Raw genomic sequence first — 15,416 nt, 5'->3', positions numbered from 1 at the left:
GCGCAAAAAGGGGCGAGTCGGTGACTCGCCCCTTGTCATGGTGGCGGCGCTTACTTGGCTGCCACCATCATCAGGGCGGGCAGGGCGAAGAAGAGACCCGCCACATAACCCAGTGCCAGCAGCTTGTTCTCGCTGCCGACCCGGGCCAGCCCTTCGGCGGCGCGCACCGGCAGGTCACGCAGCAAGGGGATGCCATAGATGAGCACCACGGCGAAGACGTTGAACAGCACGTGGACCAGCGCGATGGTCAGGGCCAGCTGGGCTCCGGCTCCGCTGATGGCGGTGGCAGCCAGCAGGGCGGTGATGGTGGTGCCGATATTGGCCCCCAGCGTGAAGGGGTAGAGCTGACGGGTGCTGAACACGCCGCCGCCGGCCAGCGGGATCATCAGGCTGGTGGTGGTAGAGGAGGACTGCACCATGATGGTCACCAGCGCACCCGAGGTGATGCCGGTCAGCGGGCCACGGCCCAGCGCTTTGTGCAGCACCTCTTTGGCACGGCCAACCAGTACCTGTTGCAGTACTTTGCCCAGATAAGTGACGCAGGCGAGGATCAGCAGAATACCGATGATGATGGTGGCGATGGCGGCACCCTTGCCCGGCAGGAAGGCGACGGCGCTGTCAATCAGCTGCTGGGCCGGTGCGGTCAGCGGCTTCATGAAATCCATGCCCTTCATCGACATGTTGGCGGAGCCTACCAGCAGGTTGGCCAGCCACTCGGCGCTATGTTGCAGCAGGCTGAACATCAGCTCCAGCGGCAGGAAGATGAACACCGCCAGCAGGTTGAAAAAGTCGTGCACGGTGGCGGCGGCGAAGGCGCGGCGGAACTCGGCGCGATCCCGCACATGGCCCATGGAGACGATGGTGTTGGTGATGGTGGTGCCGAGGTTGGCACCCATCACCATGGGGATGGCCATGCTGATGGGCAGGCCGCCAGCCACCAGACCGACGATCACCGAGGTGACGGTGCTGGAGGATTGCACCAGCGCGGTAGCGAGAATACCCAGCAGCAGGGCGACAAAGGGGTTGTTGGCAAAGGCGAAGATCTGGGCTGCGCCCTCGGCGCCGCCGGAGAAATCTTTGAAGCCGTGGGAGATGGCGCCCACGGCGACCAGGATCAGGTAGACCAGTACGATGACACTCATCCAGTTGAACAGGGCGCGGGTCGCGGGCGGCTGTGACAAGGAGTGATGGTGTTGCATAAAGCCTCTTGAGACGGTCGTTCCGTCTTGGGTAGTTGATGACCCGCGCATTTAATCAGTGGTAAATGACAGAAATATGACAAAGTGACACTTTTGTGATGGTTTTATGACTTGCTTTGGTGGCTTGCTCGCCATGCGACGCTTGGTATGGTTGGTGGATTCATTCGCCCTATCTGTTCCGTGTCAGCCTATACCGACAGGTAGCGGGAGAGTGGTGTGGCAATAGTCGTGCCCCATCTTCAGCCCATCAAATAGCAGAAGGGGAGCCATGGCTCCCCTTCTGTCTATCCGTTATCAGCAAAGGATCAGGCGTCAGCCGCTTCCTCGTACTGACGGAACGGGATGCGGAACACCGCCAGACGCAGGAACAGATAGGTCGCGCCGAGGCCAGCCCAGATCAGGCCCAGCTCCAGCGAGCTCTGCTCCAGGTTGATCCACAGGGCACCGATGGTGGCGGCGCCGAGCAGCGGCATCAGCAGATAGACGATGTGGTCCTTGAGGGTCTTATTGCGCTTCTCGCGAACCCAGAACTGACCGATCACCGACAGGTTGACGAAGCTGAACGCCACCAGTGCGCCGAAGTTGACCAGCGCCAGCGCGGTATCCAGATCAAATGACACGGCGGAGAGGGCCAGACCGCCCACCATCAGCACGTTGATGGCCGGAGTGCGGTATTTCGGGTGGATGTAGCCAAACACCCGCTCCGGGATCATCCGGTCACGCCCCATCACGTAGAGGATGCGCGAGACGCCGGCGTGAGCCGCCATGCCGGAGGCCAGTACCGCGACCGTGGTGCAGACCAGAACCACGGACTGGAAGAAGGTGCCGCCAACGTAGAGCGCGATCTCCGGCAGTACCGCATCCGGATGCTGGAAGCGGGCGAGGCTCGGGAAGTAGAGCTGCAGGCAGTAGGAGACCACCACGAAGATGACGCCGCCGATGAGAGCCGTCAGCACGATCGCCTTGGGGATCACCTTGCCAGCGTTCGGGGTCTCTTCGCAGAGCGAGCTCAGACCGTCAAAGCCCAGGAACGAGAAGCAGAGGATGGTCGCACCGGTAAAGAGCGGTACCAGCTGTGCTGACTCGAAGTGGAACGGACGGCTGCTCATCAGGGTGCCAGCCCCTTCGCCGTGGTAGATGCCCCACGCCATCAGGCCGATAAAGAGGGTGATGATGGCCAGCTGGATCACCACGATCAGACCGTTGAAGTTGGCCACCAGATTGATGCCGCGCAGGTTCAGGAAGGTCATCACGGTCACCAGACCGAAGATGAACACCCAGGGCTCGACGCCCGGAAATAGTGCGCTGAGATAGATCTTGGCCAAGAGGATATTGATCATCGGCATAAACATGTAGTCGAGCAGGGATGACCAGCCGACCATGAAACCGACATAGGGGTTGAACACCTTCTGGGCGTAGGTATAGGCAGATCCCGCAGAGGGGAACTTGCGCACCAGATGACCATAGCTGAAGGCGGTGAGCAGGATGCCACCCAGAGCCAGCAGATAGGCGGTGGCGACCCGGCCATCGGTGATGTCACCGACGATGGCGAAGGTGTCGAACACTGCCATGGGGGTCAGATAGGCGAGGCCCATCACCACTACCTGCCACATGTTGAGGGTTTTCTTCAGACGAATGGGTTGCTGCTGGCTCACTCAGGCTTCCTCCTTGCTCGGATGGCAGGAAGTGGAATGGCTTGAGGCCATGGGACCGGGTTCTCGCGTACTCACAACATCGGTATGCAAACCCCAGACATTGGTCGCGCGACGACCAAAGCAGGTTCCGGTGGCGACCGGAGACAAAGCAAACAAGAGCCCCATATTTTTCCTCATTGCGGCATTAGGTTCATCTGAACCTCGATATCATTTCCGGAATTGTTCCGGCCTCGAGTGGTATTGATTTTTTTCAAAATGAAAATAACCGATGTGGGATCACATCGGTTATGAAAGCGGCGGGATTTTGCCCCAGATGGGGGGGGAAGACAAGCCACTAAGGCCATTCCAGGCAAGAGAATTATCAATGACCTGGTTTATATCAATAAATGGCGTCCATTCCGGTGTATGGGAGATGGACGCCAGCCCAGACGTGGCAGGGGGTACGGCTCAGTAGGTCGGCAAGGATACGCGCCAGAAAGTGGTGCGTAAAAACAGATAAATTCCCCCTATGCCCGCCCAGATAAGGCCGAGGATAAGGGAGGTTTGTTCCAGATTGAACCAGAGAATCGCGACAGTCCCAGCCCCGCACAGAGGCAGCACCAGATATTGCAGGTGATCCCTGAGGGTCTTGTTGTGCCCCTGACGCACGTAATAGCAGGCGATCACCGACAGATTGACCACGGTAAAGGCTACCAGAGCGCCGAAGTTGATCAGGGCCAGGGCAATTTCCAGATCGAAGCTGATGGCCGACAGCGCCAGCAGGCCCACCAGCAAAATGTTGAACACCGGGGTCTGCCACTTGGGGTGTATGTAGCCGAAGGTGCGCTGGGGCAGCACCTTGTCCCGTCCCATGACATAGAGGATGCGTGATACTCCTGCGTGGGAGGAGAGCCCAGATGCCAGTACGGCGACGCAGGCGCATACCAGCACCACGCTCTGGAACAGCTTGCCGCCCACGTAGAGGGCGATCTCCGGCAGCACGGCATCCGGCTCCTTGAAGCGGGAGGCATCCGGGAAATAGAGCTGCAGGGCATAGGCTACCACTACGAAGATGAGGCCCCCCAGCAGCGCGGTCAGGAAGATGGCCTTGGGGATCACCTTGCCCGCTTCCGGCGTCTCTTCGCACAGGGCGCTCAGGCTGTCAAAACCCAGGAAGGAGAAACAGAGGATGGTGGCGCCGGTCAGTAGCGGCAATACCTCAGCATTGGCACTATAGACGGGTTGCAGGCTGACGGCCCCCCCCCTCCCCTGGGCTATGCCATAGCCAATCAGGGCCAGGAACACCACAATGATGGCGATCTGGATCAGTATGATGATGCCGTTGAGGTTGGCTACCAGATCGATGCCGCGCAGGTTGATGATGGTCATCAGGGTGGTCATGGCGCAGATGAAGATCCAGGGCTCTACGTCAGGAAACAGCGCGCTCAGGTAGATCTTGGCCAGCAGCATGTTGATCATCGGCAGGAAAACGTAGTCCAGCAGGGAGGACCAACCCACCATAAAGCCCACCACGGGGGAGAACTCCTTCTGGGCATAGGTGTAGGCCGAGCCTGCCGAGGGATAGTGACGCACCATCTGGCTGTAGCTGGTGGCGGTAAAGAGCACGCCGACCAGGGCCAGCAGGTAGGCAGTGGTGACATGACCGTGGGTGATGTCGGTGACGATGCCGAAGGTATCGAACACCACCATGGGGGTCATGTAGGCCAATCCCATCACCACCACTTGCCACAGGGTGAGGGTTTGCTTCAATCGAGCCGGGCGTGGAGCCATTGGCCTATCTCCTTGAATTTATTGTTTATTACCAGCGCAGCAGGCAGGCGCAGGCGCAGTGACAGTGGGCCTCGGCCTTGAAGGGAACCAAGCGCTACTGTCATCATTTTTTAGGGCGGCGATGATACCGTACGAGCAGGCCGTCCGCGATGGGCGGCCTGCGGTTATCTGGCGGTATTTTTCCTCCGACCGGCAAACAGTGCGGGTCTAGCCTTGACTGGCGGCCGTGAATGCCTGTTCCAGTAGACCCAGTCCCTCCTCGATCAAGGCCGGAGAGGCGGTGAGGGGCGCCAGGAAGCGGATGACGTTGGCACGCACGCCGCAGGCCAGCAGCACCAGCCCACGCTTGCCTGCCTCGGCCACCAGTCGCTTGGTGAGGTCGGGATCGGGCTGGCTGGCATCACGCCGTTTTACCAGCTCCATGGCCACCATGGCGCCGGGGCCGCGGATGTCGCCGATACAGTCAAAACGCTCGGCCAACTGCTGCAGGCGGGCCTTGATCTGCTCGCCTTGAGCCTGGGCCTGCTGGTTGAGATGCTCCTCCTCTATTACCTCCAGCACCGCTAGGGCGGCGGCGCAGGCGATGGGGGAGCCGGCATAGGTGCCGCCCAGACCACCCGGCTTGGCGGCGTTCATCACCTCCGCCTTGCCCACCACGGCAGAGAGCGGGAAGCCGCCGGCCAGACTCTTGGCCAGCGTCATGATATCCGGCTCGATGCCTGCATATTCGGTGGCGAAGGTCTTGCCGGTACGGCAAAAACCGCTCTGGATCTCGTCGCAGATCAGCAGGATGCCGTGCTGATCGCACACGCTGCGCAACTTCTGCATAAAGCTCGGGGAGGCGGGGTAGAAGCCCCCTTCGCCCTGTACCGGCTCGATGATGATGGCGGCAACCCGGCTCGGTTCGATGTCGGCACTGAAGCAGAGGTCGAGGGCGTGCAGGGCATCCTCTTCCGTCACCCCCAGATAGTCGCTCGGGAAGGGCAGGTGATAGACCTCCCCCGGGAAGGGGCCGAAGCCGGTTTTGTAGGGCACCACCTTGCCGGTGAGCGCCATGCCCATCATGGTGCGGCCGTGAAAGCCCCCCTTGAAGGCGATGGTGCCGCTGCGGCCGGTGTGGGCGCGGGCAATCTTGATGGCGTTCTCGACCGCTTCGGCGCCGGTGGAGAGAAACAGGGTGCGCTTCGGAGTCGGGCCGGGCACCAGGGCATTGAGCTTCTCGGCAAGCTCGATATAGCCCGGGTAAGGGGTGACCTGGAAGCAGGTGTGGCTGAATTTTTCCAGCTGTTCACGCACCGCCGCCACCACTTTGGGGTGGTTGTGGCCGGTGTTGAGCACGGCGATGCCGGAGGCAAAGTCGATATAGCGGTTGCCCTCTACATCCCACAGCTCGGCATTTTGCGCACGGTCGATAAAGACCGGCAGCAGGGTGCCGACGCCGTTGACCACGGCCGCTTCGCGGCGCGCTTGCCACGCCTTGTTTGATTCTGACTGACTCATCTTTCCTCCCTGAGGGGCCGCAGCCCCCGATATTCCCTGAAACAATGTGGCAGGCGGTAAACCGCCCGTTGTCGTCGACCAGCCGATTGGATTGGTCAGCTGTATCTGCCTCTATCTATCAAAACGATGGGTTGCAGCAAAAAGGCATCTGTAAATGCGATGCCCTTTGTTGCTATTGCCCTAGCGAATGGCGCCAAAGCAGAGGTATTTGGTCTCCAGATACTCCTCCAGCCCCTCGGCAGCCCCTTCACGGCCCAGACCCGACTCCTTGATGCCGCCAAAGGGGGCCAGCTCGGTGGAGATGATCCCCTCGTTGATGCCGACCATGCCGTACTCCAGCTGCTCGGCGACGCGCCAGACCCGGGCGATGTCGCGGCCATAGAAGTAGGCGGCGAGCCCGTAGGGGGTGTCGTTGGCAATGGCGATGGCCTCGGCTTCCGTCTCGAAGCGCACCAGCGGGGCGACCGGGCCGAAGATCTCCTCCTGCAGGATGGGGTTGGTTTTATCCACCTTGCCCAAAATGGTGGGGCGGTAGAAGAGGGGGCCAGCGGGGTGAGCTTCGCCCCCCAGCAGCACTTCGGCACCGGCGGCGACCGATTGTTGCACCAGCTCGGCCACCTTGCTGGCGGCGGCGGGGTTGATGAGCGGGCCGATCTGGCTGCCCTCCGCCATGCCATCTCCCACCTTGAAAGCGGTGACCGCGGCGGTGAGCTTCTCGGCGAAGGCGTCATAGACGCTGGCCTGCACCAGAATCCGGTTGGCACAGACGCAGGTCTGCCCGGCGTTGCGGTATTTGGAGGCAAGCGCCCCGGCCACGGCGGCATCGAGGTCGGCGTCATCAAAGACGATAAAGGGGGCGTTGCCACCCAGCTCCAGCGACAGCTTTTTCATGGTGTCGGCGCACTGGCGCATCAGCAGCTTGCCGATGCGGGTGGAGCCGGTGAAGGAGAGCTTGCGCACCACCGGATTGCTGCACAGCTCGTTGCCTACCGCGCTCGCCTGATGGCTGGTGACGATATTGATGACCCCGGCGGGGATGCCCGCCTGCTCGGCCAACACCGCCAGCGCCAGCGCGCAGAGCGGCGTTTCTGCGGCGGGTTTGATGACGATAGTGCAACCGGCGGCCAGCGCCGGACCCGCCTTGCGGGTGATCATGGCAATGGGGAAGTTCCACGGGGTGATGGCGGCGACCACGCCCACCGGCTGCTTGATGGTAGCCAGACGCCGGTCGCTGGAGAAACCCGGAATGGTGCGGCCATAGGCGCGCTTGCCCTCTTCGGCGAACCACTGGATAAAGCTGGCGCCGTAGACCACTTCCCCTTTGGCTTCCGCCAGCGGTTTGCCCTGCTCGCAGGTCATGATGCGGGCCAGCTCATCGCTGTGGGCGGTGATGGCAGCAAACCAGGCGTAGAGTTTGTTGCTGCGCTCCTTGGCGGTCAGCGCCGCCCAGGCGGGTTGCGCCGCGTGGGCGGCCGCGATGGCGCGGCGGGTATCCTCGGCATCCATGTCGGGCACCTGGGTAATCACGGCACCACTGGCTGGGTTGGTCACCTCGAAGGTGCGGCCGCTGGCGGCATCGCACCACTGTCCATCTATATAGGCGCGGGATTTGATCAAGCTGGAATCGGTAGTTGTTCCTGTCATTGTTCCTGACATAGCAAGCCTCGAGTGTGGGTCAGGGCAGCTGATTGCCGGTATGTACCGGCCCTTTCTGCATTGCCGCCGTATAAAATAATAAGCACAGGAAGACCATAAATTGAGCTGAAATGTTTTTCAAGTGTTAAATATATTTGAATTGTTAGGTGGTGTCATGCTAGAAAATGGGCTGTGTAGCCCAGTTTACCTCGTCGAGACAGGGCGTGTGATGATGAGTGGTGAAATCGGGTGTGCAAAATAATGAACGGTTGCGCTGTGTAACATAGTGAACGGCAAGGGAAAGCTGGTCGGCTATTTTAACCAGCGGGTGACAGGCGATGCGTTACCCGGTGCGAGCAGGAGGTGTTGATGATGCAAGGACGCAGAGATAGCGCAACAAGAGGGGGTTTGCCATGAGCGGACCGCAGAGCAGGGAGGGCGTAGCTCGACCGTTGAGTGCGACTGACGCAGGGGCGCGCAGCATGGGAGAACGGCTGGCGGCGGTGCGCCATCAGCTGGGGCTCTCCCAGCGGCGGGTAGCCGAGCTGAGCGGCCTGACCCACGGCGCCATCTGCATGATCGAGCAGGACAAGGTAAGCCCCTCGGTCGCCTCTCTGCAAAAGCTGCTCACCGTCTATGGTCTGCCGCTATCGCGCTTCTTCGCCGAGGAGGAGAGCCGCACCCCGGAGGTGGTGATCAAGGCGGATCAGCTGATCGAGCTGGGCAGTCAGGGGTCTCCCTCAAGCTGGTACACAACGGCAACAACCGCCGCCAGCTCGGCTTTATGCTGGAGACCTATCCCCCCGGCACCGACACCGGCGGTCAGGTGACCCATCAGGGGGAGGAGGTCGGCACCGTGCTGGAGGGATCAGTGGTCCTGACGGTGGCGGGCCAGAGTTATCCGCTGGAAGCGGGCGACAGCTATGTGATCGACACCGGCGAGCCCCACAGCTTCAGCAATCCGTCGGGGGAGACCTGTCGCATCGTCAGCGCCCATACCCCGGCCAGTTTTTAATCTAGGCAGTAGTTTGGCAACCGAACCGGTAAGGAAACAGGGATCATGACCGAACATGTAAACAGTTACTACGCAGCCAGCGCCAATAAACACGCGCCCTACCCGACACTGACCGAGCAGCTGGAGTGTGATGTCTGCGTCATCGGGGCGGGTTATACCGGCCTCTCCAGCGCCCTGCATTTGGTGGAGAAGGGCTACAAGGTGGTGGTGCTGGAGGCTGCCCGGGTCGGTTTTGGCGCCAGCGGCCGCAATGGCGGCCAGATCGTCAACTCCTACAGCCGCGACATCGACACCATAGAAGCGAACTGCCCGCCGGATCAGGCCAGGCTGCTCGGTTCCATGTTGTTTGAGGGGGGCCAGATCATCCGCGAGCGGATCAAGCGCTACAACATTCAGTGCGATCTGCAGCAGGGGGGCGTCTTTGCCGCCGAGACCGAGAAGCAGCTGCACGAGCTCACATCCCAATACGCCCGCTGGCAGAAGTGGGGCAATGACCAGCTGGAGCTGCTCGATGCCAAGGGGGTGCGCGAGGTGGTCGCGAGCGATCGCTACGTAGGCGCCCTGCTCGACAAGAGCGGTGGCCATATCCACCCCCTCAATCTGGCATTGGGAGAAGCCGAAGCGATCCGCATGCAGGGAGGGCAGATCTTTGAACAATCCGCCGTCACCAGCATCACCCCGGGACAGCCCGCCCTGGTCAAGACCGCCAAGGGGGCGGTAAAGGCGCGCTTTGTGGTAGTGGCGGGCAACGCCTACCTCGGCAATCTGGTGCCCGAGCTGGCGGGCAAGAGCATGCCCTGCGGTACCCAGGTGATCGCCACCGAAGTACTGGGGGAGGAGCGGGCCCGCTCCTTGTTGCCGCAAAACTACTGTCTGGAGGATAGCAACTACCTGCTCGACTACTACCGCACCTCCGGTGATCACCGGCTGATCTATGGCGGCGGCGTGGTCTATGGCGCGCGGGATCCGGCGGATATCGAGCGGCTGATCATCCCCAAGATGCTGAAAACGTTCCCTCAGCTGGCGGACGTCAAGGTGGAGTACACCTGGACCGGCAACTTCCTGCTCACCCTGTCGCGGCTGCCGCAATTTGGCCGCATCGGCCCCAACATCTACTACATGCAGGGCTACAGCGGCCATGGCGTCACCTGCACCCATCTGGCGGGCAAGCTACTCTCCGAAGTGCTGAGTGGTCAGGCGGAGCGCTTCGATGCCTTTGCCAAACTGCCACACTACCCCTTCCCGGGGGGGCGGCTGTTCCGTATTCCCTTCACCGCCGCTGGCGCCGCCTGGTACACCTTGCGCGACCGGTTGGGGGTATAAGGGCCGCCTTGCAATAGATGTGGGCTGGTGCTTGCCGCTCTGCGAGCACAGATGCCAGCACCAATGCCGGAAACAACAAGGCCACCGCGAGGGTGGCCTTGTTGTTTATCAAACTGCAGCGCGCTGTTTAGCTGTAGAAGGCTTCAACGGTGCCCTTGAGTTTGATCAGGATGGGCTGACCACGGCGATCCAGTGCCTTGGGGGAGGGGATCTTCACCCAACCTTCGCTGATGCAGTACTCCTCGACATCGGTGCGCTCTTTGCCGTTCAGGCGAATACCGATCGGGTGCTCGAAGCAGGCGGCCACATAGTGAGGGCTGCGGGGATTGCAGGAGAGGTGATCCGGCAGAGCCGGTTTGGTGCTGGTATCGCTCATCGATATAACCCGAAATGAATAAAAAGTGGGTCATTGTAGAGAATGCCGCCATGGCATTCAAGGCAGCCACAAAACAGGCATCGCAGGCTCGATTAGGGCAGCGTCATCATGGATGGCCCTGCTCTGTTGACAGAGGTGATGCGAAGGCGGGCTCAGCGATAGCGGCCACGGACCGAGCTGCTGGCGCGGCCGGCCATCTTGATCAGGCTCTGGCGGGTGTGCAGGTGGCAGAGCGCGACGCCGAGGGCATCCGCCGCATCCGCCTGCGGGGTGGCGGAGAGTTTCAGCAGATGGGTCACCATATGCTGCACCTGCTCCTTGGCTGCGCCGCCGGTGCCCACCACCGCCTGCTTGATCTGGGTGGCGGAGTACTCGCTCACCGGCAGATAGGCGTTGACCGCGGCAACGATGGCGCTGCCCCGGGCCTGCCCCAGTTTCAGGGCCGAGTCGGCGTTACGTGCCATAAAGACCCGCTCGATGGCAAACTCGGTGGGCTTGAACTGGGTAATGATCTCGCATACCCCGTCATAGACCTGCTTGAGGCGTTCCGGCAGCTCGCCGCAATCGGTGCGGATGCAGCCAGAGCCAAGGTATTCGGCCTTGCCGCCCACGACCCGGATAACCCCGTATCCGGTGATCCGCGAACCCGGATCGATGCCCAAAATAATGCTCATGGGTGTTGATTGCTCTAAACGCGAGTGATGGCCGCCAAGATAGCAAACTGTGGCCCGTTTGGCTGTATGTCCCGTGTCAAGCGGGTAAAGATTGGCCAGCCGGTGTCAGGCGTGGTTAACCCTTGAACAGCGCTATGGTGTCGCCATCCTGCAGGCTGCCCGCGCCGCGCACCACCACCCGATCCCCCTGTTTGAGGGCGCCGCTCACCGCCACCTGCTGGCTGTCGCCAAACAGCACTGTGACCGGCACCCGATTCACCTTGAGCGCCTTGCCGCTCTGTGCCACCTGATAGACCACGCTGCCATCGGTGCCGAGCACCAGGGCGTCCCGGGGCAGCAGCATGCTCTGCTGATCCCCCAGTGGCAGGGCAACCCGTACCGGCGAGCCGATGATGAAGTTGCCTGCTTCCGGTTTGAGGCGCAGCTCGATCAGCCGCGATTTGGGATCGGCGCTGGCAGCCCGCTGGTAATAGACGCCGTGACCGCTCAGCTGCTCCCCCTCCACCCGCAACCGGGTTTGCGGCGCCAGCTGCTGGGCCCAGAGAATGGGGGCCTGCAGGCGGATATCCGGCTGATCCGGGTTGACCAGCTCCAGCGCCTGCTCGCCCGCGTCCACATGCTCGCCAGGCTGGATGAAGTGGTTGTTCACCACCCCATCGAACGGGGCATAGATGTGGCTGCGGAGCAGCTGTTCCTCAATCTGGTTCACCTGTATGGCGGCCAGCCGCTCGGCCAGCGCGGCCTGCTCCACATCGTAGCTGGCCTTGTCGTACTGGCTTTGGGAGGCGCTCTTTTGCTGGTGCAGCCGGGTGATCCGCTGGGATTCGGCGCGAGCGAAGCGCAGGTTGCTCTGCCATTTCGCCTGCTCGGCGCGAGCCTGCTCCCGCGAGAGGCGCAGTGCCGCGCTGTCGAGGCGCAGCAGCTCATCCCCTTTTTTGACCCGGCTGCCAAATTCGGCGATCCATTCCACCCGGCCGCTCACTTCGGCGCTGAGCGCCGCTTGCTGGCGACTCGCCACCGTGCCGCTGACCCAGATATTGGCGGCCGCATCCCCTCGGGTCACATCCGCCAGGGTCACCATCTTGCCCTGATCGGCCAATACCGGTAGCGCACTGCCTGCTATCAGCACTGCGCCAGCCAACATTCGGGTAATCATATGTGTCATCGATGAGCTCCTTGCTCAGGCCCGCTGGCGCAGGGGTTGTGGGATCGCCACCTGCTCCCCGAGACGCAGGAAGGCAGGCAACAGGATCAGGGTAAACAGGGTGCTGCAACTCATGCCGCCGACAATGACGGTGGCGAGCCCGCGGTAAATTTCACTCCCTTCGCTCGGGCTCAGCATCAGCGGCAGCATGCCGAAGATGCTGGTGAGGCTGGTCATGGCGATGGGGCGCATCCGGCTTTGCAGGGCATCGGCCACCGCCAGCTGACGGCTCATGCCGTCCCGCTCCGCCGTGCGGGTCTGATGCACCAGCAGGATGGCGTTGTTGACCACCAGTCCCAGCAGGATGACAAAGCCGATGATGGTGAGCAGATCCATCGGCAGCGGCACCAGCAGCCCGCTCAGTTGCAGCGCCAGCACGCCGCCAACCGAGGCAAGGGGCAGGGTGAGCAGCACCAGCAGGGCATCCTTGAGGGAGGCAAACACTCCCCACAGCAGCACCAGCAGGATCACCACGGCAAACAGGAAGATGGTCCCCAGATTGTCGAGCGCCTGTTGCAGGCTGTCGGCGTTGCCGGCAATGCGCAGCTCGCCACCGGCGGGCAGCAGGGGGCGGATGGCGGCAAAACTGCGGTTTTTCAGAGTGTCGAGCACCTGCTCCATGGTCATGCCCGCCGGGGGCGCTATCTGCAGGCTGATGCTGCGCCGCCCATCGGTCCGGAAGATACTGGCCGGGCCCATGTCGTGCTCTACCCGCAGCAGCTCGCCAAGGGGAACGATGCGCCCGGAGGGGGTAGCCAGCGGCACTGCCTTCAGTTCGTCCGGATTGGCGGAGCTCTGCCCCATCAGCATGATGTCGAGCCGATCCTCGCCGTCGAAATACTCGCCAACCCGCAAGCCGTCGCCAAAGGTCTGGATGATGGTGGGCAGGGGCGTGCGATCCCAACCCACTTCGGCGAGGCGCCGATCTTGCGGCACCAGTTTGAGCTCGGGGGCGGTGAAGTCGAGACTCGGCTCGGGCCGGATTTGTGCTCCCGGCAGGTCCTTGCTGAGGATCCCCATGCTGGCACGGGCCGCCTGATAGAGCTCGGGCAGGTTGCCCCCCTGCAGCAGCAGGGAGACGCCGTTCTCGCTGTCAAAGCCGCCAAACAGCGACCCCTGACCGCCGAACACCCGGGTGTCGGGAATACCCACCAGCAGCTGTTTCATCAACAGGCTCTCCAGCTCCTTGATGCGGGTCTCGTCCTTGGGGCGCACGCCAATCTGGGCGCCCCCCAGGTAACGCAAGATGTAGTAGTTCTTGAGGGCTGGCTCTTTCTCTCCCTTCATGTAGGGGGCGAGGCGGGCGATCAGGGTATCGATCACCTCTTCGCGCTGGGCCTTGAGGTTGACCCCGGGGGTGAAGTTCATCCAGACATCCACCGCGTCTCGTTTCACGTCCGGCAGATAGTCCATCTTGGGCAGCAGCGCCCAGGTGGCCAGTGCCGGTAGGCTCATCATCAGGGTGATGACCGTCCAGCGCTGGCGTGAGGTCGAGGTCCAGCGGATCACGTGACGGGTAGTGCGCTGCCACAGCGACTCATAGGGGTCGGTCAGCGTTTCATGTCCCATCCAGCGCGCCGCCACCGCAGGCAGCACGATGACGGCGACCAGCATGGAGACCGTCACGGCGCAGGCGATGGTGAGCGCCAGATCGGCAAACAGCTGACCCTCCACATCATTGAGCAGCAGCACCGGCAGGAAGATGGCGACCGTGGTGAGGGTGGAGGCGACCAGCGCCGTCCACACCTGACGGGTACCTTCGAGCGCTGCCTCCGCCTTGCTCAAATCCCCCCGCTCGTGGCGCCGGTAGATGCTCTCCAGCACCACGATGGCGGCATCGAGCACCATGCCGACGGCAAAGGCGATGCCCGCCAGCGAGATGATGTTGAGGGTGCGATCCATCACCTTGAGCAGGCAGAAGGTGAGCATGATGCTGATGGGGATGGCGAGGGCAATCATCAGGGTCGCCTTGAGCTGGCGCAGGAAGAGCCAGAGGATGGCGCAGGAGAGCAGCACCCCGAGCCCCAGGTTGGCGGTGACCATGCTGACGGCGCGATTGATGTAGAGGGAGGCATCGAACGACTGCTCCATGTGCAGCCCGACCGGCTCCAGCACCTCGCGGTTGAGCTCGTTCACCCGGGCCTTGATCGCCTCAAGGGAGGCCAGGGCATTGGCACCGCTCTCCTTGAAGATCTGGGCGGCGATGGCGGTATTGCCGTTCTGGATCCGCAGCACCGGGTTCTCTTCCCTGGCCACCCTTACTTCCGCCACATCCCGCAGATAGATGGGCAGGCCATTGCGCCAGTCCACCACCTTGTCCCCCAGCGTCTCGACATCGTAGCGACCGGCGAAGCGCAGCTTGTACTCCCAGCGACCGATGTCGAGGGTACCGGCTGATACATCCCAGCCGGTGGTGGCGCGGCTGGCCAGCACCGGGATCTCCACCCCCAGCTCGGCGGCGCGGTAGGGGTCGAAGCGGATCTGGATCTGGCGCGCGTTGATCCCCTCGATCGTGACCGTCGAGACCCCTTCGATGCGCTCCAACTCGGGTTTGACCCGCGCCTCGATCAGCGCCTGATGATCATCGATCACCCCTTTGGCACCGGGCAGCTGCTGGATGAAGAAGAAGGTGAGGGTATCGTTGCTGCTGTAGTTGTTGACGTAGGGGCCGCCGATCTTGTCCGGCAATCCCGAGACCCGGTTCAGCCGCGAGATCACATCGAGTTGGGCCCGCTGCATGTCGGTGCCGAGGGCAAACTCCATGTCGATTTCGGTAAAGCCGGGATAGCTGTTGCTGACAAGGCTCTTGAGCCCCTGGATCCCCTGCATCTCCTGTTCGATGGGGTCGGTGATCTCCGACTCCATCTCTTGCGGCGAGGCGGAACGCCAGTTCACCGAGATGTTGAGGTGTGGACGGTCGATGTCGGGGAACAGCTGGATCGGCAGTCCCCGGATGCTGAGCAGGCCCAGCAGGAAAATCAGCACGATCGAAACCGCCACCCAGATGGGGCGTTCGATCGCCGTTTTGGCGAGGTTCATTCACTCTTCCTGAGTTGTTGTTATCG

General features: G+C 62.1%; 10 protein-coding genes and 1 pseudogene. 2 read left to right on the top strand and 9 right to left on the bottom strand.

Features of this window, described 5'->3' with window-relative positions; genetic code table 11:
* Positions 1-50: 50 nt before the first annotated feature.
* From NMD14_13655 to NMD14_13635, 5 genes are all read right to left on the bottom strand, one after another.
* Positions 51-1,199, bottom strand: coding sequence for a Na/Pi symporter (locus NMD14_13655; GenBank protein XEI31807.1), 1,149 nt, complete (start codon positions 1,197-1,199; stop codon positions 51-53).
* A 305-nt stretch (positions 1,200-1,504) separates the two neighbouring features.
* A complete protein-coding gene (locus tag NMD14_13650; protein XEI34768.1) occupies positions 1,505-2,812 on the bottom strand; it encodes an APC family permease in 1,308 nt (435 codons plus the stop codon).
* 489 nt (positions 2,813-3,301) lie between these two features.
* Entirely contained in the window at positions 3,302-4,624 is a 1,323-nt protein-coding gene (locus NMD14_13645) for an APC family permease (protein ID XEI31806.1), read from the bottom strand.
* Positions 4,625-4,831: 207 nt separating this feature from the next.
* Positions 4,832-6,124, bottom strand: coding sequence for a 4-aminobutyrate--2-oxoglutarate transaminase (gene gabT / locus NMD14_13640; protein ID XEI31805.1), 1,293 nt, complete (start codon positions 6,122-6,124; stop codon positions 4,832-4,834).
* Positions 6,125-6,304: 180 nt separating this feature from the next.
* Positions 6,305-7,768, bottom strand: a complete 1,464-nt coding sequence (locus tag NMD14_13635) for an NAD-dependent succinate-semialdehyde dehydrogenase (GenBank protein ID XEI31804.1) — start codon at positions 7,766-7,768, stop codon at positions 6,305-6,307.
* Positions 7,769-8,172: 404 nt separating this feature from the next.
* On the opposite strand from NMD14_13635, the pseudogene puuR reads away from it, so the two are divergent.
* Together puuR and NMD14_13625 are read left to right on the top strand one after the other, a co-directional pair.
* Positions 8,173-8,774: pseudogene (gene puuR, locus NMD14_13630) on the top strand (HTH-type transcriptional regulator PuuR).
* A 45-nt stretch (positions 8,775-8,819) separates the two neighbouring features.
* Positions 8,820-10,097, top strand: a complete 1,278-nt coding sequence (locus NMD14_13625) for an FAD-binding oxidoreductase (protein ID XEI31803.1) — start codon at positions 8,820-8,822, stop codon at positions 10,095-10,097.
* Between the two features lie 127 nt (positions 10,098-10,224).
* Here the strand turns inward: NMD14_13625 and NMD14_13620 are convergent, their stop codons facing one another.
* From NMD14_13620 to NMD14_13605, 4 genes are all read right to left on the bottom strand, one after another.
* Positions 10,225-10,473 carry a DUF3297 family protein gene (locus tag NMD14_13620; GenBank protein XEI31802.1) on the bottom strand — a complete coding sequence of 83 codons (249 nt, stop codon included), beginning with the start codon at positions 10,471-10,473 and terminating at the stop codon, positions 10,225-10,227.
* Positions 10,474-10,625: 152 nt separating this feature from the next.
* Positions 10,626-11,147 (bottom strand): crossover junction endodeoxyribonuclease RuvC, encoded by a 522-nt coding sequence (gene ruvC, locus NMD14_13615; GenBank protein XEI31801.1) that lies wholly within the window; start codon positions 11,145-11,147, stop codon positions 10,626-10,628.
* 115 nt (positions 11,148-11,262) lie between these two features.
* Entirely contained in the window at positions 11,263-12,312 is a 1,050-nt protein-coding gene (locus NMD14_13610; GenBank protein ID XEI31800.1) for an efflux RND transporter periplasmic adaptor subunit, read from the bottom strand.
* A 15-nt stretch (positions 12,313-12,327) separates the two neighbouring features.
* Positions 12,328-15,390, bottom strand: a complete 3,063-nt coding sequence (locus NMD14_13605) for an efflux RND transporter permease subunit (GenBank protein XEI31799.1) — start codon at positions 15,388-15,390, stop codon at positions 12,328-12,330.
* Positions 15,391-15,416 lie beyond the last annotated feature (26 nt).

It is taken from the genome of Aeromonas veronii (assembly GCA_041319085.1).
GTDB classification, from domain to species: Bacteria; Pseudomonadota; Gammaproteobacteria; order Enterobacterales; family Aeromonadaceae; genus Aeromonas; species Aeromonas veronii_F.
The sequence above is the reverse complement of the archived record's forward strand: the minus strand, read 5'-3'. Positions and strand labels throughout refer to the sequence as shown.